A 19,947-nucleotide genomic window follows, 5' to 3' on the forward strand; every position below is an offset into this window, starting at 1 on the left:
GCTCAGCGACCACTTTGGTTAACGAGCATTCATCGTCTTTCCCCTGATGCTAGCGGCAGCCCGATGATTACCGTGTACGGAGTCTCACTACCAGCGGGTAACCTGGCGCGGTGCCAACAACCGTGCGCGCGCCACTCGAGCGCGCATCCGCGCTGATCGAAAGCCTCCGCCGGCCACGAAACCTGGTCGTGCTGATCGCTTGCGGGACCCTGTTCGCGCTGGCGCTGTTCGCACCGCATCCGGCACCCCAGCAGATCCGCCACTGGGCCGACTCGGTCGGCCCGACCCTGCCGCTGGTGTTCTTCCTCGTGCACACCCTCGTGTGCGTGGTCCCGTTCCCCCGCACCATTTTCACCCTCAGCGCCGGCATGCTGTTCGGCTCCGCGGAGGGGTTGACCCTCGCGATCACCGCCACCACCCTCAGCGCCGTCCTGGCCCTCTGGCTGGTCCGCGCCCTCGATCACGAACGCGTCCGCGCCCGCCTGACCCACCCCACCGTCCAATCCGTCGACGCCCGCCTGGCCCGCCGCGGCTGGCTCGCCATCGGCTCCCTGCGCCTCATCGCCTTCGCCCCCTTCTCCATCGTGAACTACTGCGCCGCACTCTCTTCCATCCGCTTCACCCCCTACCTCCTGGCCACCTTCCTCGGCATCATCCCGGGCACAGTAGGCACAGTTCTCCTAGGTGACGCCCTCACCAACAAAGCCTCCCCCGCCCAATGGCTCGTCACCGCAGCCTGTTTGGCGGTCGGCGTGATCGGCCTGGTGATCGACGCCCGCATGGCGGTGGCACCGACGGAGCCTGGGGTCGAACCGATCGCCTGATCCGGCGACGGCGACCCCGCTCACTGTGCCGGAGGGCCGCTCGTCGGCTTCGAATCATGGTGATCGTGGCGCTGGTCTGAGTGGCGTCGGCGGGACAAGATCTGGCCGGAGGGTTTCGGGCTGTAGCCGGAATCCGGAGGTCCACTGTCGAAGAGGAAGGCGTCCACTGTGAGTCCCCAGTTTGTGGCCGGTTGCGGCACATGATCAGTCTCGGGGCGGGGCGAGTCGCCGGCAGGGGTGCGGACCGGGCCCGGTTCGTCTTGCCTGCTGGACCGTGGCGGGGGGTCGCGGTGCGGGTTGGGTCGCTGGGGGTGTTGTTGGCGTTGTGGTGGATCGTGGCGGCGGCGGGAGTTGTTGATCCGCAATTTCTTCCGGGGCCACGGGCGGTGTGGGAGGCGTTCGTGCGGGCCAACAGCTGGCATCAGCTCGCGCCCGGGGTGCCCCGGCAGGTGCCCGGTGAGCAGAACTACTTCCTGTGGGAGCATCTGCTGGCCAGTCTGCAGCGCATCGCCGTCGGCGCGGGTGCGGCCGTGATCCTCGGTCCCCTGGTGGGATTCGCGCTCGGCACCTCGACAACCCTCTCCGCGATCCTCGGCCCCTACCTCAACTTCTTGCGCACCCTGCCGCCATTGGGCTACATCGGTCTGCTCATCGTGTGGTTCGGGATCGGCGACACGTCGAAGATCTGGCTGTTGTTTCTGGCCGCGTTTCCGCCGGTGGCGGTGGCCACCATCGCTGGGGTGCAAGGGGTTTCGGCGGATCGGATCAATGCGGCGCGCTCGCTGGGCGCGAACCGGGTGCAGGTCGTCTCGCAGGTGCTGTTGCCCGCCACGCTGCCCGAGGTGATCGGGGGCATCCGGGTGGCCGTGGGGTTCGCGTGGACCACGGTGGTCGCGGCGGAGTTGAACAATGGCATCCCCGGCATCGGCGGGCTCGCGTTTCTGGCCGGTCAGCAGCTCAATACGCCGCTGACCATGGCCTGCATCATCGTCATCGGTCTCACCGCGCTCGCTCTGGACGCGGTCATCAGCTTCATCGGCGCGCTGCTCGTGCCGTGGAAAGGCAAAGCGTGAAGCGCACTCTCACCACCCTGGCCCTGGCCGGACTGCTCACCGCGTCGCTGACGGCCTGCGTACAGTCCGGGCGCGGCGATCAGTCGCGCGCGGCCGGTGACAAGCCCGCGTGCCCGGTCGCGGTGGACGAATCGTTCACCGGGACAGTGCGACTCGGGTATCAGGACATTCCCAACGGGGATCTGGTGGTCAAGGACGCCGGGCTGCTGGAGACCTGCCTGCCCAAGGCCACCATCACCTGGAGCAAGTTCGCCTCCGGCGCCACGGTGATCCAGGCGTTCGGGTCGAACTCGCTGGATCTGGGACTGCTGGGCAGCGCGGCGGCCGCGCGCGCCCTGTCCGCGCCCTTGAACATCGGGATGAAGGCGGTGTGGATTCACGACGTGATCGGGGCGGCCGAATCGCTGGTGGTCAAGGATGCGGCCGTCACCACCGTCGCGGGCTTGCGCGGCAAGCGAATCGGGGTGCCGTTCGCCAGCACCTCGCACTACAGTCTGCTGGCCGCGCTCACCGCCGCTGGCATCGAACGCGACGTGCAACTGGTGAACCTGCAGCCCGACGCCATCGCCGCGGCCTGGAAGGGCGGCGACATCGACGCCGCGTTCATCTGGGAACCGACGCTGTCGGAACTGGTCAAGAACGGGCACGTGGTCACCACCGCCGCCGACACCGCGAAGACGGGCAAGCCGACCTACGACCTGGAAGGCGCCCGCGCGGACTTCGTTTCCGCCAATCCAAAGGTGCTGGCGGTCTGGACCGCCGCGCAGAACTGGGCGGTCAATCAGATCAATACCGCGCCCGACGCCGCCGCGACCCGCATCTCGGCACAGCTGGGCGTCCCGGTCGCCGACATCCGCAAACAGCTCGGCGAATACGGCTACCTCGACGCCGCCACCCAGGCCGGACCCGCCTACCTGGGCAAGCAGCTGGGCCAGGACCTGAAGTCCGCGGCCGATTTCCTGCTGAGCCAGGGCGAGATTCAGGGCCTGTCCGCCCCCGAGGCGTACGCGGGCGCGGTCTACGCCGACGCCGCCACCGCCGCGAGTGCCAAGTGACGACCGCCCTGGACCTGCGCGACCGCGTGGTGCTCGCGGAGGTGTCCAAGACCTACGACACCCCCACCGGCGCCACGGTCGCGCTCGCGGCCACCGACCTGGTCATCGAGCCGGGCGAGTTCGTGAGCATCGTCGGACCGTCCGGTTGCGGCAAGACCACGCTGCTGCAACTGCTGGGCGGCTTCCTCGCACCGAGCACCGGCAGCCTGCTGGTCGGCCCGGACCGCATCGACGGTCCCGGCCCCGAACGCGGCGTCGTCTTCCAGGCCCCCACGCTGTATCCGTGGCTGTCGGTGCGCGGCAATATCGAGTTCGGCCCGAAATGCCGTGGTGTCGACCGCAAGACGCGACGCGCGGCCGCCGACCGGCTGCTCGACCTGGTCGGGTTGACCGACTTCGGGGACAAACGGCCCTATGAGCTGTCCGGCGGTATGCAGCAGCGGGCGCAGATCGCGCGGGTGCTGGTCAACGACCCGCGCATCATCCTCATGGACGAACCATTCGGCGCGCTGGACCAGCTCACCCGCGAGCGCCTCCAGGTGGAGCTGCTGCGGCTGTGGCGATCGGCGGGCAAAACGATTGTGTTCGTGACCCATTCGGTGGAGGAAGCGGTATTCCTGTCCACCCGGGTCCTGGTCATGAGCGCCCGTCCGGGACGCGTCATCGTGGACCGCCGCATCGAATTACCGGATGATGACGGCGTCGGCGTCCGGGACCTCGCCGTGACGGCAACCCCCGAGTTTCAAGCCCTGAAAACGGAATTGGCGGCCGCGATCCACGCCGCTCACGACTGACTCCGCGCAAACAAAACAATGGCCATTGCCGCGACGTTGCGGCAATGGCCATTGTGATCTTCCGGCGAACCGAAACCTGATTACAGGTACGAGCCGCACACGGGCCAGGCGCCCGCGCCCTGACCGGCGAGCACGTTCTCCGCGACGCGGATCTGCTCCTCACGGCTGGCATTGGCGGCATTGCCGGCGCCGCCGTAGGCGTTCCAGGTGCTCTGGGTGAACTGCAGACCGCCGTAGAACCCGTTTCCGGTGTTCGCGGCCCAGTTGCCGCTGGCCTCGCAATTGGCGACGGCGTCCCAGTTGTGCCCGGCGGCCGACGCGGTCGCGGTGGACAGCGCGAACGGGACGGCCACGAACGCGCCGACGGCCGCGGTCGCGGCGAACATGCGGGTGGTGAACTTCCGGTTGCGATGCATAAAGTATTTCCCTTGCCTGCGCCCACCGTCCCGCGCTCTGCGCTGCGGTTCCCCGTCCCCAGGGATCTCGGTTGCTCTCGAATCGCGGGACGGGTTCCGGTGTTCGCCGATTCGAGCGGGGCCCGGTCGAATCCGAGCCGAGAGCGACGGTAACGGATCAATCACGACGTATCACGTACCGATCACGGTCAGTTGACAAATCGGCATCTACCGCACTCGAACCGTTTGCGCTGATCGCATCGGAGTGTCGCGAAATAACGTTTCTGGAATTTACGGTCGAATTTGTGACGGAGGTCACGAGGAAATGGTGACGCCAATCGCGTAATACAAAGTCGGGACAAAACGATCCCCACCGAAAATCACCCTCCGACCGGCTCGGATCGCGTTGCGCGCAACCGTTGCCCCAGGTCAGGGCCCTGGGAATAGTGGTGCGACACCGTTTCGGGACCCGCAGGAGGAACCATGGCCGCCATCGACGAACCCCGGTCGGGAGCACGTGCGGTCGACCGCGCGATCCAGGTGCTCAACTGCTTCGAGGGCGACGATCCCGAGCTGGCGCTCATCGAGCTGGCTCAGCTCGCCGGACTGCCCGTCAGCACGACGCACCGGCTCGCACAGGCCCTGGTCCGCGGCGGCATGCTCGAACAGGATCCGGCCACCGACCGCTATCGCATCGGCCACGGGCTGGCGTCGCTGGCCCGGCCCGCCCTGACCCGGCTGGGCCTGGACTCGGTCGCGCCGCATCTCTACGCGCTGGCGGCCGGCATCCGCATCACCGTCAGCGTGAGCGTCGCCGACGACAGCGATGCCGTCACCGTCTTCCAGGCCCGCCCGCCGGTCTACTTCTGCCACCACCAGGTCCCGCGCCCGCGCCGGTCGCTGCACACCAGCGCCGCCGGGCACGCCCTGTTGGCCTACTCCCCCACCCGCGCCGCCGCGGATCTGGATCTCGATCGGGTCCGCCACACCGGTTTCGCCTCCGAGCTGATCGAGACCGACGACCCGATCCGGGCACTGGCGGTGCCCATCGTGGGACCGCATCGGCAGGTGCACGGCGCACTGGCGGTGCAGGCCCGCTCGGCGCGGTTGAACAGCGAGCTCATCCGCGCCGTGGTGCCCGCCATGCGGATCGCCGCGGGCCGGATCGCACCGCTGCTCCAAACCGGCGGCGGCCCAGGGCTTTCCGAGGCCGAATTTCGCTCACGCTGATTTCCACATCGTGAAATCGCGATTGCCGGGGCCTGCCCGGCGTCGCAGCATATGACCACTGCGCATCGCGCCCCGCACTCGTCCCCAGCCCTGGAAAGGGAAACCCCCATGCTGCTCTGTTGTCGCTCCCGACTCGAATCCTCCAGTGCGACAGATACATTCACCGAAAGAATCCCCCATGGCATTCCCTCTCCGCCGGCCCCGGCTGCGGCGCCTCCTCGCGGCCGCGATCGCGGTCTCCAGTGCGGTCGCGGTACTCACCGGCTGCGCCAAGACCGACGCGGGCACGACCGCCGACGGTAAGACCGTCATCCGCTACCAGGGCACCACCGGTCAGGTCACGGCCTTCGAACTGGCCGCCGATCTCGGCTACTTCAAGAAGATCGACCTGCACTGGGAGGGTGACACCACCAGCGGCCCGGCCAATATCCAGGCCGCCGCCACCAAGCAGGTCGAATTCGGCAGCGCCTTCAACGGCGCGGTCATCAAGCTCGTCGCGGGCGGTGCGCCCGTCACCGCGGTGCTCAGCTCCTACGGCGCGGACGAGCAGAACTTCACCGGCTATTTCGTGCGCGACGATTCCGGCATCAAATCCGCCCGCGATCTGATCGGCAAGAAGGTCGGCGTCAATACCCTGGGCGCGCACCACGAATTCATCACCCGGCAGTGGCTGCACGATCAGGGCCTCAGCGACGGCGAGATCAAGCAGGTGCAGCTGGTGGTGCTGCCGCCGGCCAATACCGAGGACGCGCTGCGCAACGGGCAGATCGACATCGCCGCGCTCGGCGGCGTCTTCCGCGACAACGCGGTCGGCCGCGGCGGGATCCACCCGCTCTACACCGACAAGGACCTGTTCGGCCAATTCGATTACGGCACTTACGTTTTCCGTAACGATTACCTGAAGGCGCATGCCGACGCGGTGGCCGATTTCGTGCAGGGCACCGCGCGTGCCACCCGCTGGCTGCAGATCACCCCGCGCGACGAGGTGGTGGCCCGATTCACGGACATCATTCACAAGCGCGGCCGCAACGAGAACACCTCGCTGCTGCAGTACTACCACAGCTACGGCGTGCCGGTGCCCGGCGGCGTGATCGCCGAGAAGGAACTGCAGATCTGGATCGACTGGCTGGTGCGCAATGGCGAGCTGCCCGCGGGCAAGCTCGCCGCGAAGGACCTCTACACCAACAAGGACAACCCGTACGCCAACGGCACCTATCCGGCGACGGCCGGACCCAGCGGTGAGGAGGTGGCGAAATGACTTCCGCCGCTGTGAAACTGGCCTTGGCCGGGGTGGGCAAGGAATTCGCGATCCGCGGTGAGCAGGAGAAGTTCACCGCGCTGGCCGACATCACCGTGGACGTGCACGCCGGCGAGTTCCTGGTCCTGGTCGGCCCGAGTGGTTCGGGTAAATCCACGCTGCTGGATCTGCTGGGCGGGCTCGGCAAACCGACGTCGGGGCAGATTCTGCTCGACGGCGCACCGGTCACCGGTCCCGGACTCGATCGCGGCATCGTGTTCCAGCAGTACGCGCTGCTGCCGTGGCGCACCGCCCGCGCCAATATCGAATTCGGCTTGGAGGCCAAGGGTATTCGCCGCCGGGAGCGCCGCGGCATCGCCGAGCACTATCTCGAACTGGTCGGGCTGGCCGGATTCGGCGAACGCTACCCGCACGAGCTGTCCGGCGGCATGAAGCAGCGGGTGGCCATCGCCCGCAGCCTGGCCTTCGATCCGGAGGTGCTGCTGATGGACGAACCGTTCGCGGCCCTGGACGCGCAGACCCGGGAGTCGTTGCAGGACGAGCTGTTGCGGATCTGGCAGGCCACCGGAAAGACCATCCTGTTCATCACCCACGGCATCGACGAGGCGGTGTATCTGGGCCAGCGGGTCGCGGTGCTGACCTCGCGGCCGGGCCGGATCAAGGCGGTGGTCGACATCGACCTCGACCGGGCCGGCGATCTGGACGTCCGCTCCAGCGAACGATTCCGTGAACTGCGCCATCACGTCTGGTCGCTGCTGCACGACGAGGTGGCGCGCGCCCAGGACCTGGAACAGGCCGCCCTCGCGGCCGACAGGAGGAATTCCCATGTCTAGTGCCGTGCATTTCGCCGATGCGGCCCTCGAACTCCCCGACCTCGACACCGGTCTCGACACGAGCGCGGCGCGGCCGAAGCGGACGGTGCTGCCGCTGGCCGCGATCGCCCGGGTGGCGTGGCGAATCGGCAAGCCCACCCTCGTGATCGCGGCCTTCCTCGGCCTGTGGGAGGCGGCGCCGCGGCTGGGTCTGGTGGACGAGATCTTCCTGCCGCCGTTCTCGACGGTCGTGCAGGCGGGAGTCGAGCTGATTCGCAACGGTCAGATGTGGGACAACGTCTCCACCAGCCTGATCCGTTCGCTGGTCGGCTTCGCGATCGCGCTCGTCGTCGCGATCCCGGTCGGCGTGGCCATCGCCTGGTACAAGCCGGTGGCGGATTTCCTCAACCCGGTGCTGGAGTTGTTCCGCAATACCGCGGCTCTGGCGCTGCTGCCGGTGTTCATCCTCATTCTCGGCATCGGCGAGACCTCCAAGATCGCGCTGGTGGTGTACGCCGGATTCTTCCCGATCCTGCTCAATACCATCAGCGGCGTGCGGACCGTCGATCCGCTGCTGGTCAAATCCGCTGTGTCGCTCGGCTTCTCACCGCTGCGACTGTTCCAGAAGGTGATCCTGCCCGCCGCGGTGCCGGCGATCTTCACCGGTATCCGGATGGCGGCGTCGGGTTCGATCCTGGTGCTCATCGCCGCCGAGATGTTCGGCGCCCGGGCCGGACTCGGCTATCTGATCACCGCTGCCCAGCAGAACTTCCAGATCCCCGACATGTACGCCGGGATCGTCGCCATCGCCCTGGTCGGGCTCGCCTACAACGGCGTGCTGGTGGCCATCGAACGGCGGCTGTCGCGCTGGCGCGCCCACTGACCTCTTCCCAGGAGAAATCTCTATGACCAACGCACGCAAGCCCTTCCACCTCAACGCCTTCCTCATGGGCGTCGGCCACCACGAGGCCGCGTGGCGGCACCCGCGCACCCAGGAACGCCGCGTCCTGGATGTGAAGCACTTCCAGGAACTCGGGCAGATCGCCGAACGCGGCAAGCTCGATTCGGTGTTCTTCGCCGACGGCCTGGCCGTCGGCCCGCGCATCAAGCGCAATGCCCTGGCCGTCTTCGAACCGGTCACGCTGCTGGCGGCCATCGCGGCCGCGACCGAGCACATCGGGCTCATCGCGACCGCGTCCACCAGCTACAACGAACCGTTCAATCTGGCCCGGAAATTCGCCTCGCTCGATCACATCAGCGGCGGCCGGGCGGGCTGGAACATCGTCACCTCCGGCACCGAGGACGAGGCGTTCAATTTCGGCTACGACGCCATCCCCGAGCACGCCCGCCGCTACGAACGCGCCGACGAATTCGTGGATCTGGCCGTACAGCTGTGGGACAGCTGGGAATCCGACGCCGTGGTGCTGGATCCGGAGACCGGCGTCTTCGCCGACCCGGACAAGGTGCACACCCTCGATTACCAGGGTGAGCGGTTCCGGGTGCGCGGCCCGCTCAACTCGCCGCGCAGCCCGCAGGGCCGGCCGCTGCTGGTGCAGGCCGGATCCTCCGAGAGCGGTAAGGAATTCGCCGCCAAGTACGCCGAGGCGGTGTTCACCGCGCAGCGCACCCTAGAGGAGGGCCAGCAGTTCTATCAGGATCTCGAGGAGCGCCTGCCCAAATACGGCCGCTCGGCCGACGAACTCAAGGTGCTGCCCGGCCTGGTGCCGTTCATCGCCGACACCGAGGAGCAGGCGCGGGCGCTCGAGCAGGAGTTCACCGACCTCATCTCACCGGATTACGCACTGCGGCAACTGTCTTCGCTGCTGGGCGTCGATCTCACCGAGCACGCGCTCGACGCGCCCCTGCCGCCGCTGCCGCCGGTCAGCGCCATCGAGGGCGGTAAGAGCCGCTTCACCCTGGTCAAGGAGCTGGCCGAGAAGGAGGAGCTGACCGTGCGCCAGCTCATCGGCAAGCTCGGCGGCGGCCGCGGCCACCGCACCTTCGCCGGCACCCCCGAGCAGATCGCGGACGAGTTGCAGAGCTGGTACGAGGCCGGCGCGGCGGACGGCTTCAACATCATGCCGCCGTATCTGCCCGGCGGGCTCGAGGACTTCGTCGACCGGGTGGTGCCGATCCTGCAGCAGCGCGGCCTGTTCCGCACCGACTACACCGCCACCACACTGCGCGGCCACTACGGGCTCGACCCCGTGGAAAGCCAGTTCACCCCCGTCCGTATCCAGGCGAGCGCCTGAGAACCCCACCCGCACAACCGATTAGGAAACGCTCATGACCACTGTCGCCGAAACCCCGGTGCGCACCTTCCACCTCGCCCCGGTCGCCGGGCACATCGGTGCCGAGATCAGCGGTATCGACCTGCGTGACGACTTCACCGACGCGCAGATCGCGGAGCTGACCGCGGCACTGCACGAATACAAAGTGCTGTTCTTCCGTGATCAGCGCATCGGGCACGCCGAGCAGATCGCGTTCTCCCGGCGATTCGGGTCGGTCACGCCCTCGCATCCCTACGATGACGACGCGCCGACCGAATTCCCCGAGATCCTCGCCGTCGACAGCCGCCTGTACGAGAAGCGGTTCGGGCGCAAGAAGTTCAGCTACACCAACCACTGGCACACCGATGTGTCGCCGCTGATCAACCCGCCCGCCGCCTCGCTGCTGCGCGCCGAGATCGCGCCCGAGCGCGGCGGCGACACCCAGTGGACCAATCTGGCCGCGGTGTACGCGGGCCTGCCGGATTCGCTGAAGTCGCTGCTGGACGGGCTGCGCGCCGAGCACCGTTTCGGCGGCAAGCAGCCGGTGTGGGCCGCCGACAGCGATTACGCCAAGAAGGTCGCGGCCGCACCGCTGGTCACCGAACATCCGGTGGTGCGGGTGCATCCGGTGACCGGCGAGCGGGTGCTGTTCGTGAACCCGGGCTTCACCACCCGCATCGTCGGATTGAGCCCGCGCCAGAGCGACGCGCTGCTGGAGTTGCTCTACGCCGAACTCGCCGATCCCGCGTACACGGTCCGATTCCGTTGGGAGCACGGCAGTGTCGCGTTCTGGGACAACCGGGCCACCGCGCATCTCGCGCCCAGCGACCTCGACCATCTCGACGTCACCCGGGTGCTGTACCGGACCACGCTGGAGGGCGACGTGCCGGTAGGTGTGGACGGGGAGCCGTCGCGGTCGATCGCCGGGGAACGTTTCGCCGGGGCGCAGAACTGAACCTGGATTACGGGCGAGGCCCTCTCGACAGTGTCGAGAGGGCCTCGCCCCGTTCGCTATTCGGTTACTCCGGCGACTCAGCTGCCCAGCGGCCGCGGCGGGTGCTGCCAGCGCTGATCCGGCGGCTCCTGGCGGTACTGCGGTTGCTGGCCCGGCTGCTGCGGGCGCTGTTCCAGGTGCGGTTGCCGGGTGCCGGGCGGAATCCCCACGACCGGATCGACCGGCACCCGCGCGTCCGCCTCCGCGGCCCGCACCGCCCGCTGCGTGGCCGGATCGGTGGCGGTGTCGAACCACTCGGCGACCTCGTCGGAATCGTCCTCGGGCGCTTCGGCCGGGGCGCCGTCGTCGGCGGGCTCGTAGCGGAAGACCCCGTCCTCCCCCTGCTTGCCGAATCCGCGCGCGAAACCCTCGAGGGCCTTGCCGAAATCACTGGGCACCAACCACACCTTGTTGGCGTCGCCCTTGGCGACCTGCGGCAGCGTCTGCATGTACTGGTAGGCCAGCAGTTCGGGGGTGGGCTTGCCGTTCTTGATGGCGGCGAACACCTTCTCGATGGCCTTGGCCTGCCCCTGCGCCTGCAGATACGCGGCGGCCCGCTCACCTTGCGCGCGCAGAATGCGGGACTGGCGTTCACCTTCCGCGGACAGGATCGACGCCTGCTTGGAGCCTTCGGCGGCGAGGATCTGCGCCTGCTTCTGGCCCTCGGCCGTCTTGATCGACGCCTCGCGCTGACCTTCCGCGGTGAGGATCATGGCGCGCTTCTCACGATCGGCCTTCATCTGCTTCTCCATCGATTCCTGAATCGACGGCGGCGGATCGATGGCCTTCAACTCCACCCGCGACACCCGCAGTCCCCAGCGGCCGGTGGCCTCGTCGAGGACGCCGCGCAGCTGGCTGTTGATCTGGTCGCGGGAGGTCAGCGTCTCCTCCAGCGTCATGCCGCCGACCACGTTGCGCAGCGTGGTGATCGTCAACTGTTCCACGGCGGCAATGTAATTGGAGATCTCGTAGACCGCGGCCTGCGGACTGGTGACCTGGAAGTAGACCACCGAATCGATCTGCACGGTCAGGTTGTCCTGGGTGATCACCGGCTGCGGCGGGAACGACACCACCCGCTCGCGCAGATCCACCTTGGCGCGCACCCGATCGGCGAATGGCACCAGAAACGTCAACTGCCCCGACACCGTGCGCGAATAGCGGCCCAGGCGTTCGATGACGGCGGCCTCGGCCTGCGGCACCAGCGCCACCGACTTGAACACCACCACCACGACCAAGAGCACGATGACGAGGGCGACTATCAGTACAGCCATCACGGCCCTTTCATGACGACGGCGTGCGCGCCGTCGATCTTCATGATGTACACGGTCGAACCGACGGGATAGGACTCCGCGGCGTCATAGGGACGCGCGCTCCACACCTCGCCGCCCAGCTTCACCCGTCCGCCGTGCTCGTCGACCGTCTCGAGCACCCGGGCGGTCTTGCCCGGCAGGGCGTCCACTCCGGTCTGGTGCGGCGGCGGAGTCGCGTAGCGCCGCAACAGGAATGGGCGCACCAGGGCCAGCAGCGCGAGCGAGGAGCCACCGAAGACCACGGCGTCGACCAGCACCGAGGACCCGGTCAGCCCGCTCACGCCGGCGGTGATGAGCGCGGCGACACCCAGCATGATCAGCACGAGACTGCCCGTGAGCATCTCGGCCGCCGCGAGGAGGATCCCCGCGACCAGCCAAACTATTGCGGCCACGCCACCAACAGTAGTCGTTGTCACCGGTCGGGGCCGTCCTTCGTGATCACACTGCCGCCGGCGATCGGACCTTTCGGACGCCCCCACGGCCGGAATGGGCGCGGCGCGAGCGGGTTTGCGCGCCCCGCCGGTAACCTCGACGCGGTGAGTGGGCACCAACGGTACGGCGACATCTTCTCCGGGCACGCGCGCAAGCAGAAACGAGAGGTGCCCCGCGTGGTCGCCGAACGGGATCTCGTCGCCGAGGATGCCGCCACCGGATTCTGCGGTGCCGTAGTGGGTTTCGATCGCAGCTATGACGGCGAGTTCGTCAAACTCGAGGATCGCGCCGGGCGGGTGCGGCTCTTCGCCTTGCGGGAGGCCGCGTTTCTGATCGACGGACAACCGGTGACGCTGGTCAAACCGACCGCCGTCGCACCCGCGCGCCCGACTCGCACGGCGTCGGGTTCCACTCGAGTAGAGGGCTTGAAGGCGCGGGTCGCGCGCGCCAGCCGCATCTGGGTCGAGGGCGTGCACGACGCCGCGCTGGTGGAACGGGTCTGGGGACACGACCTGCGCGTCGAGGGCGTCGTCGTCGAACAGCTCGAAGGTCTCGATCACCTGGGCGCGAAACTGGCCGAATTCCAGCCCGGACCGACCCGCCGCGTCGGTGTCCTGGTCGACCATCTCGTCACCGGCTCCAAGGAGACCGGCCTCACCCAGGGCCTCGGCCCGCACGTCCTGGTCACCGGCCACCCCTACATCGACATCTGGCAGGCCGTACGCCCCCAGACCGTCGGCATCCCCGCCTGGCCCGACGTGCCGCGCGGCGAGGACTGGAAGACCGGCATCTGCCGCCGCCTGCGCTGGGGGACCCCGCAGGACGGCTGGCGCCGCGTCTACAACGCCGTCGACTCCTACCGCGACCTGGAGACCCCGCTCATCGGCGCGGTCGAACGACTGATCGATTTCGTCACCGAGCAGGAGTAGCCAGCCAGTTATCCTCGAATGCATGAGTTCCCCGAGTGCATCGCTGACGGTTTGGGCCGGGTCGTGGCTGGCCGGCCGCAGCGCCCCCGACGACGTGTTGGACGCGTTGCGCGCCTGGGCTCCCCGGCAGACGGTGGCGGCCGGGGATCCGGTCACGGGGGGACACACGGGATTGCCGTGGGCGTCCGACGACGAGGTGGACGCGGTGGCGGGCGCCGGGATCATGGTGCTGCTCAAGCTGATTCGGGAGGCGGTGGGCGGGGCCGGGGCGCAGGTGCGGCTGGTGCTGCCGATTCCGGGGGATGTGCGCGGGATGCCGGTGGGCACCGAGTTCGCCGCCGCCGCAACCGAAGCCGGGGAAGGGATTCTCATCGGCACGCCGGGTTCGACGGGGACCGGGCTGGTGCCGGTGTGGACCGACGACGACGCGCTGCAGTGGCGGGTGTACTCGACGCCGATTCCGCTCGGGCTGGTGCCCGACATGCCGTTGGGCGAGGCCGAATTCACGATGCGCGAGGCCGTGCGGGACGCGGCGGACGCCCTGGCGCAGTTGCAGACCACCCGGCTGGGCTCCGGCGGGGTCGGGCCGCGGGAGCTGGTGGAAGCCGAGCTGGCCGGGCACACCCGGCACAAGTACCCCGACTCCATGCCGTTGCGGGCGCGCCGAATCCTCGACACCGCCGACCAGGTGGCGGCGATCCTGACCGTCGCCGAACGGGAACCGGCGTCCGCGCCGACCTCCGCGACCGCGGTCGCCGCTCAGGAAGCGCTGTTGCGGCCGCTGTGGAACGCGATTCGGGACGCGCGGCTGGCGGCGGTCCACGCCCGGTGACCCGGGTGTCCGATTTCTTCAAGACCATCGGGGTGGTCGGTCCCTAGGGTTTGGGACATGACTATTCGGACTGTTCGACTGAACGTTGTCGGGATCGTGGTCTCCGACATGGCCGCCGCGGTGGCCTTCTACCGGCTGCTGGGACTCGAGTTCGCGGACGACGCGGACACCGCGCCGCACGTCGACGCCGATCTCGGCGACGGCATCAAGCTCATGCTCGACACCGAGGAGACCGTGCGCTCGTTCCATCCCGGCTGGACCGCCGGTTCCGGTGCGGGACGGATCGGGCTGGCCTGTGAGTGCGGCTCTCCGGCCGGGGTGGATGCGAAGTTCCAGGAGCTGGTCGCGGCCGGGTACAAGGCGGAACTCGAGCCGTTCGACGCCTTCTGGGGGCAGCGGTACGCCACGGTGCTCGATCCCGACGGCAATGGGGTCGATCTCTACGCGGCGTCCGTGTGAGTGACCCTCACAACAGTTGCCGTGGCGAGAGACCGGTCAACTCCCGGACGTCCCGCGTGAGATGCGCCTGATCGGAGTAGCCGGCCGCCGCGGCGACGTCGGTGAGTCGCATACCGCCGCGGGCCAGCGTCAGCGCGCGTTGCAGGCGTAGCACCCGAGCCAGCGTCTTGGGGCCGTAGCCGAAGGCGTCCAGGGAGATTCGATGCAGTCGCCGGGCGCCGGTCCCCAGTTCGTCGGCGATGCCGGCGACCGAGGCGCCCGCGCCGAGCGATCGCACGACGTACCGCAGCATCGCCGGCGCGGGATCGGCATTCCTGGCACGCCAGCGCGCGATGGCCTCGAGGCCCGCGCCCGGATCGTCGGCGCGGTGGATCAGCTCGGTGGCGCGGCGCAGGTCGGCGAGCGACCAGAGGTCGGCGAGATCGGCTCGCGCGTCACGCAACTCGTGCGCGGGCAGGCCCAGCAGCGCGGGAGCGGTGCCCGGGAAGAACCGGATGCCGGTGATCCGGTCGGCGAATCCCGGCGGTGGCCGGTAGGCGCGGGTGTCGGGACCGGCGACCGAGAGGCGGCCGTCCAGCCAGAGCAGATCCATGCTGCCGTCGGGCAGCACCGGGAGATCGTTCGCCGATACGCCCGTGCGACGCCACACCACCGCGCCGTCGATTCGCGACGGGCGCTCGAGATAGCCTCGCGGCGGGTGAATTTCGACCGTCACACCCCCACCTCACCTCGAAAAGCGCTGAAATGCAGCATTGTTCGGCAGTCCGTGCGCACACGCACGGCATGCATGCTTGCACTCGCTGCACGATTGCAGATCATGAATCCTCGGAGCCCGCATGGAGATCGACCGTGCGCTCGGCCCGGCCGGGCTTCCAGATCGTCACTTCCGTCCGGCCGTCGACGATCTCGATCGAGGAGGCCCCGAGCAGATCCGCCGCGTAGAACGGCTCGAACGTGCGGCCGCGCAGGTCGAATCCGGTCGTGGCGTACAGGTCCTCGGCATAGCGCTGGTGCAGATCCGGGTCCCGCACGTCGTGCACCGTGCCGAACACTTTGGCGTCGCCGTCGCCGACATGGGTGTCGACGGTCGCGGTGTGCAGGCTGAAACGGGGGTCGCGGGCCAGGTCCGCGAACTTTCTGGTGTGGGGCATGCCGCTCACCCACAGCTGCCCCTCGAACACCCGCGGTTCGATCGGGCAGATGCGGGGGAAGCCATCCTTGCGCAGGGTGGCGAGCAGGCAGAGATTGCCGGTGGCGGCGAGACGGCGGCTGAAGACCGTCGAGACGCGCGGCGCCGCCGCTACGAACTCGGTCCAGGACGTCATGTGGCGACCGTACTCCCGACCACCGACACCCTCAGGCCTTCGCCGCCGATTGGTCGAAGGCGAAGACCGCGTTCGGGTCGTAGCGTTTCGCGACGCCGCGCAGCCGCGCGGCATTGTCGCCGTAGTAGGCGCTCGCCCAGCCGGACAGGCCCGGGTCGATGTAGTTGACGAAGGCGGTGTTGCCGGTCAGGTCACCGAGGCGGTCGCGCACCTCGTCGACGGCCGCCCGCGCTTCCGATGTCGTGGCCCCGACGTAGATCTGGGCGGTGGCCAGCCCGCCACGATAGGGAAAGGCGGTGTCCTTGGCGCCGATTCGCGCGGGCGCGCCGCACAGGCTGTCGAGCAGGATGTCCATGCCCTCGCGGCCGGTGAGCAGGTCGGTCAGGCGGCCGGGATCCGCCAGCGGCTTGGTCAGAATCCGGGAGGAGGCGATGAACGATTCGCGCCCGAGCTGGCCGCCGCCGGTCCAGTTGGGGCGGCACTGCTCGACCGAATAGTTCGCGCAGCCACCGAAATACATCATGGCCGACAGGTAGTCCTTGGTCAGGGTGTACCGGCCGGTCGGCTGGGTGCCGGTGGCGGCCACCAATTTGTCGACCAGCGCAGTCAGGTCGCTCTCGGAGCCGACGTAGCAGCCGTTGATCCGGCAGGTCGGCGGACTGCCCGCGGACATGCCGAGGGTGGACCAGAATTCGTCGGGCGCCGAGGCGGTGAAGCGCTGCCACGCGCCCAGGACATCGGTCAGGCAGCCGGCCGGGAAGCGCAGCTGGAACACCGCCAGCTGCGGCGCGGGGACGGTCTGGAAGGTGAACTCGGTGACGATGCCGAAGTTGCCGCCCCCGCCGCCGCGCAGCGCCCAGAACAGGTCGGGTTCGGCGGTCGCGGCGGCGGTGCGCACCGTCGCGTCGGCGGTGACGATTGCCGCGGAAACCAGGTTGTCACAGGTCAATCCGTACTTCCCGGCCAGCACGCCGAGACCGCCGCCGAGGGTGAGCCCGGCGATGCCGACGGTCGGGCAGGAACCGGCCGGCAGGCAGCGGCCCGCCTGCGCGAGGCCGTTGTACACATCCATCAACCGGGTGCCCGCGCCGATCGTGGCGGTCCCGTCCGCATGCACCCGCACGCCCGACATCGAGCTCAGGTCGACCACCAGACCACTGTCGGGCGTCGAATACCCGGCGTAGCTGTGGCCGCCGCTGCGTGCGGCCACCGGGATCCGCGCCCGCGCGGCCGCGTCGACGCAGGCCTGCACGTCGGAGGCGTTGGCGCACTGGGCGATGGCCGCGGGCCGACGGGCGTCGAATACCGGGTTGTGGGCCATTTTCGCGGTCGCGTAACCGGAGTCGGACGGCAAATTCAGTGTGCCCGAGAGCCATTGCCGCAAAGCTGCCCAATCCACCTGCACCGCAGGCGGTTCCGCCTGCGGTGCTCCCGGCGTGCAGCCGGTCACCGCGGCCACGGCGCCGAGGCCGACCCCGAGTCCGGTCGCCCGCAGCAGGTTTCGCCGATTGATCGCCATCGCGGCGTCCCTCCCCCAAGGGTGTGCCCGGCCGCCTCCAACGCACCGGGCACACACGAACCATTCAACGATCGGTTATCGCGACCGTGAACGTCCGCGTTTCAGTGCGTCAGGCCAGCATGCCCTCGGCCAGGCGCGCCCAGTCGGCGAGAACCTGCTTGCGCCGCAACCGATCCCGGCCCACCATCTCGTCCAGGGTCGCGCCGCGCACCAGGTTGATGGTCAGCCAGAACGCGGATTCCAAGCGCTCGCGCGGGGCCTCGACGAAACGTCCGCAGGCCTCGAGCAATTCGACGGTCAGCTCGTGCTGCACGCGCAACATGCTGCGCCGCAGCTCCCGATCGTTGGCGATGCCGACATACAGTTCGACCGCGGCCTTGCCGAGCTTTCCCGCGAACGGCGCGGTCACCAGCTCGACCAGCGCCTCCCCCGCCGACACCCGCGCCAGCGTGCGCTCCCGCCGCTGCAGGGCCTCCCGCTGCCGCTGCGTCAGATGCTCGATGGTCTGTGCGAACAATTCCTGGCGGGTATGGAAGTGATGCAGCTGTGCGCCGCGGGTGACGCCGGCGCGCGCGGTGATATCGGCGATGGACGCGCTGGCGTAGCCGACCTCGGCGAGGCTGTCGATGGCGGCATCCAGCAGCAGCGCCCGCGTGCGCAGGCTCTTCTCCTGATGCTTGTTCGGGGGCAGGGCGGAAACCACCTGGTCAGTGTAGCCGCCCGGCGAATTTGCGTGCTGCCTTGCACGCAATTGGGTGTCGGTCGTAATGTGGCTGGCATGCCCGTCGAGCGCCTGCTGCCCACCACCGAAGCCCGTGACCTGCTCGAGCTCACCCGCGATATCGCGGACAAGGTGCTCGAACCGCAGGTGGTCGACTACGAGCGGCAGCAGCGGTATCCGGAGGAGGCGTTTCGCGCGCTCGGGGCGGCGGGGCTGCTGAGCCTGCCCTATCCGGAGGAGTTCGGTGGCGGCGGCCAGCCCTACGAGGTGTATCTACAGGTGCTCGAGGAGCTGGCGGCGCGGTGGGCGGCGGTCGCGGTGGCGGTGAGCGTGCACAGCCTGTCGTGCCATCCGCTGTTCGCCTACGGCACCGACGAGCAGCAGCGGCGGTGGCTACCGGAGATGTTGTCCGGCAATCTGATCGGCGCCTACAGCCTCTCGGAGGCGCACGCCGGCTCGGACGCGGCGGCGTTGCGCTGCCGGGCGGTCGAGGCCGAGGGCGGCTATCGGATCACCGGCACCAAAGCGTGGATCACCAACGGCGGCAAGGCCGATTACTACACGCTGTTCGCCCGCACGGGTGAGGGTTCCCGCGGCATCTCCTGCTTCCTGGTGCCGGCCGACACCGACGGGCTGTCGTTCGGCAAGCCCGAGGAGAAGATGGGCCTGCGCGCGGTCCCCACCACGACCGCCGCCTACGACGACGCCTTCCTGCCCGCCGACCGGCTGATCGGCGCACCGGGACAAGGGCTTCCGATCGCGTTCAGCGCGCTGGACTCCGGCCGGCTCGGCATCGCCGCGGTGGCCACCGGCATCGCGCAGCGCGCCCTCGACGACGCCGTCGCCTACGCCAAGGAGCGGGAAGCCTTCGGCCGCCCCATCATCGACCATCAGGGCCTGGGTTTCGTGCTCGCCGATATGGCCGCCGCCGTCGACGCCGCCCGCGCCACCTATCTGGACGCGGCCCGCCGCCGCGACGCCGGACTGCCCTACTCCCGGCAGAGGCCAGCGTCGCCAAGCTCACCGCCACCGACGCCGCCATGAAGGTCACCACCGACGCGGTCCAGGTCTTCGGCGGCGCCGGCTACACCCAGGACTTCCCGGTCGAGCGCTACATGCGCGAAGCCAAGATCACCCAGATCTTCGAGGGCACCAACCAGATTCAGCGGCTGGTCATCGCGCGGTCGCTGGCCGGCAGCTGAGCGGCGCGGCGGTCACCGTTCCGCGCGCCGGGCGGCGCGCGGAAGGGCCGGGGCGGGTTCACAGGCTGCCGAAGGGATTCCACCAGGGGGCCGGTGCGGGGTCGTCGTCGCGGTCGTGGTGCCAGCGCCAGTCGTTGTCGCGCCATTCCCAATGGCCGCGGCCCTGGTCGCAGTCGCTCCAGCGGGAATGGCCACGCTCCTGTTCCCAGCTGTAGCGGCCGGAGTGGTCGCAGTCGTTGCGCCAGTTGTGGTCATAGTCGTTGTCCACCAGGGTCAAAGGCTCGGCCAGCACGGGTGCGGCGAAGCCGACCGGCAGGAGGACGAGGGAGCCCATGACGACGGCTCGTGCCAGTCGGCGGCGGGGTGGTGTCTGCTCGGATTTGATCATGGCCATACCTTTTCTCGGCACGGCCATGAAAGCGTCAGGGAGGCGCACCCCTCGACCCGACATGGCAACCATCTGCATTGCGCGCTGCTGGCGAATTCGTGACCGTGGCACAGGGTCCGCGGGTC

21 protein-coding genes and 1 pseudogene are annotated in these 19,947 nt (G+C 68.8%); 14 read left to right on the plus strand and 8 right to left on the minus strand.

The features are described 5' to 3' along the window. The first annotated feature begins 110 nt into the window (after positions 1-110). From D7D52_RS17810 to D7D52_RS17825, 4 genes are all read left to right on the plus strand, one after another. Complete coding sequence (locus D7D52_RS17810; RefSeq protein ID WP_425464640.1) at positions 111-824, plus strand: TVP38/TMEM64 family protein; 714 nt, start codon at positions 111-113, stop codon at positions 822-824. A gap of 290 nt (positions 825-1,114) precedes the next feature. Then, complete coding sequence (locus D7D52_RS17815) at positions 1,115-1,897, plus strand: ABC transporter permease (protein ID WP_342775273.1); 783 nt, start codon at positions 1,115-1,117, stop codon at positions 1,895-1,897. Then, positions 1,894-2,952, plus strand: a complete 1,059-nt coding sequence (locus D7D52_RS17820) for a taurine ABC transporter substrate-binding protein (RefSeq protein WP_162958382.1) — start codon at positions 1,894-1,896, stop codon at positions 2,950-2,952. The genes D7D52_RS17815 and D7D52_RS17820 overlap by 4 nt, the downstream gene beginning before the upstream one ends. Further along, entirely contained in the window at positions 2,949-3,746 is a 798-nt protein-coding gene (locus tag D7D52_RS17825) for an ABC transporter ATP-binding protein (RefSeq protein WP_162958383.1), read from the plus strand. The genes D7D52_RS17820 and D7D52_RS17825 overlap by 4 nt, the downstream gene beginning before the upstream one ends. 80 nt (positions 3,747-3,826) lie before the next feature. Here the strand turns inward: D7D52_RS17825 and D7D52_RS17830 are convergent, their stop codons facing one another. Continuing rightward, positions 3,827-4,162, minus strand: coding sequence for a transglycosylase family protein (locus tag D7D52_RS17830; RefSeq protein ID WP_187703170.1), 336 nt, complete (start codon positions 4,160-4,162; stop codon positions 3,827-3,829). 462 nt (positions 4,163-4,624) lie between these two features. On the opposite strand from D7D52_RS17830, the gene D7D52_RS17835 reads away from it, so the two are divergent. The 6 genes from D7D52_RS17835 to D7D52_RS17860 all read left to right on the plus strand — a co-directional run bounded on the left by D7D52_RS17835 (position 4,625) and on the right by D7D52_RS17860 (position 10,666). Next, a complete protein-coding gene (locus D7D52_RS17835; protein WP_187703171.1) occupies positions 4,625-5,371 on the plus strand; it encodes an IclR family transcriptional regulator in 747 nt (248 codons plus the stop codon). Between the two features lie 178 nt (positions 5,372-5,549). Continuing rightward, positions 5,550-6,629, plus strand: coding sequence for an ABC transporter substrate-binding protein (locus D7D52_RS17840; protein WP_120737892.1), 1,080 nt, complete (start codon positions 5,550-5,552; stop codon positions 6,627-6,629). Continuing rightward, positions 6,626-7,462: an ABC transporter ATP-binding protein gene (locus D7D52_RS17845; protein ID WP_120737894.1), complete on the plus strand. Its 837-nt coding sequence runs from the start codon at positions 6,626-6,628 to the stop codon at positions 7,460-7,462. The genes D7D52_RS17840 and D7D52_RS17845 overlap by 4 nt, the downstream gene beginning before the upstream one ends. Continuing rightward, positions 7,455-8,324, plus strand: a complete 870-nt coding sequence (locus D7D52_RS17850) for an ABC transporter permease (RefSeq protein ID WP_120737896.1) — start codon at positions 7,455-7,457, stop codon at positions 8,322-8,324. The genes D7D52_RS17845 and D7D52_RS17850 overlap by 8 nt, the downstream gene beginning before the upstream one ends. Positions 8,325-8,346: 22 nt before the next feature. Next, positions 8,347-9,693, plus strand: coding sequence for an LLM class flavin-dependent oxidoreductase (locus D7D52_RS17855; protein WP_120737898.1), 1,347 nt, complete (start codon positions 8,347-8,349; stop codon positions 9,691-9,693). A 34-nt stretch (positions 9,694-9,727) separates the two neighbouring features. Further along, positions 9,728-10,666, plus strand: coding sequence for a TauD/TfdA dioxygenase family protein (locus D7D52_RS17860; protein WP_120737900.1), 939 nt, complete (start codon positions 9,728-9,730; stop codon positions 10,664-10,666). A 77-nt stretch (positions 10,667-10,743) separates the two neighbouring features. On the opposite strand, the gene D7D52_RS17865 is transcribed toward D7D52_RS17860, so the two are convergent. Next, entirely contained in the window at positions 10,744-11,976 is a 1,233-nt protein-coding gene (locus D7D52_RS17865) for an SPFH domain-containing protein (RefSeq protein WP_120737902.1), read from the minus strand. Further along, entirely contained in the window at positions 11,976-12,407 is a 432-nt protein-coding gene (locus tag D7D52_RS17870) for an NfeD family protein (RefSeq protein WP_120737904.1), read from the minus strand. The genes D7D52_RS17865 and D7D52_RS17870 overlap by 1 nt, the downstream gene beginning before the upstream one ends. 144 nt (positions 12,408-12,551) lie before the next feature. On the opposite strand from D7D52_RS17870, the gene D7D52_RS17875 reads away from it, so the two are divergent. Genes D7D52_RS17875 through D7D52_RS17885 form a run of 3 tightly spaced genes read left to right on the plus strand, consistent with a single transcriptional unit; the run spans position 12,552 to position 14,667 of the window. Further along, complete coding sequence (locus D7D52_RS17875; RefSeq protein WP_120737906.1) at positions 12,552-13,376, plus strand: DUF3097 domain-containing protein; 825 nt, start codon at positions 12,552-12,554, stop codon at positions 13,374-13,376. A 22-nt stretch (positions 13,377-13,398) separates the two neighbouring features. Further along, entirely contained in the window at positions 13,399-14,208 is an 810-nt protein-coding gene (locus D7D52_RS17880) for a hypothetical protein (RefSeq protein WP_120737908.1), read from the plus strand. A 57-nt stretch (positions 14,209-14,265) separates the two neighbouring features. After that, positions 14,266-14,667, plus strand: coding sequence for a VOC family protein (locus tag D7D52_RS17885; protein ID WP_120737910.1), 402 nt, complete (start codon positions 14,266-14,268; stop codon positions 14,665-14,667). Between the two features lie 7 nt (positions 14,668-14,674). Here D7D52_RS17885 and D7D52_RS17890 read toward each other — a convergent pair whose 3' ends face one another. The 4 genes from D7D52_RS17890 to D7D52_RS17905 form a co-directional block, all read right to left on the minus strand. Next, positions 14,675-15,382 (minus strand): helix-turn-helix transcriptional regulator, encoded by a 708-nt coding sequence (locus D7D52_RS17890; protein WP_246023921.1) that lies wholly within the window; start codon positions 15,380-15,382, stop codon positions 14,675-14,677. 100 nt (positions 15,383-15,482) lie between these two features. After that, positions 15,483-15,992, minus strand: a complete 510-nt coding sequence (locus tag D7D52_RS17895) for a pyridoxamine 5'-phosphate oxidase family protein (RefSeq protein ID WP_120737912.1) — start codon at positions 15,990-15,992, stop codon at positions 15,483-15,485. Positions 15,993-16,023: 31 nt separating this feature from the next. Then, on the minus strand, positions 16,024-17,511 hold the full coding sequence (locus tag D7D52_RS17900) for an FAD-binding oxidoreductase (protein ID WP_120737914.1): 1,488 nt from the start codon (positions 17,509-17,511) through the stop codon (positions 16,024-16,026). Positions 17,512-17,620: 109 nt separating this feature from the next. Continuing rightward, complete coding sequence (locus D7D52_RS17905) at positions 17,621-18,214, minus strand: TetR/AcrR family transcriptional regulator (RefSeq protein WP_120737916.1); 594 nt, start codon at positions 18,212-18,214, stop codon at positions 17,621-17,623. Positions 18,215-18,289: 75 nt separating this feature from the next. Here D7D52_RS17905 and D7D52_RS17910 point away from each other — a divergent pair. Beyond that, positions 18,290-19,434: pseudogene (locus D7D52_RS17910) on the plus strand (acyl-CoA dehydrogenase family protein). A gap of 58 nt (positions 19,435-19,492) precedes the next feature. Here the strand turns inward: D7D52_RS17910 and D7D52_RS17915 are convergent. Continuing rightward, positions 19,493-19,822 (minus strand): hypothetical protein, encoded by a 330-nt coding sequence (locus tag D7D52_RS17915; RefSeq protein ID WP_222932846.1) that lies wholly within the window; start codon positions 19,820-19,822, stop codon positions 19,493-19,495. Between the last annotated feature and the right edge of the window lie 125 nt (positions 19,823-19,947).

The organism is Nocardia yunnanensis, assembly GCF_003626895.1.
Taxonomy (GTDB): domain Bacteria; phylum Actinomycetota; class Actinomycetes; order Mycobacteriales; family Mycobacteriaceae; genus Nocardia; species Nocardia yunnanensis.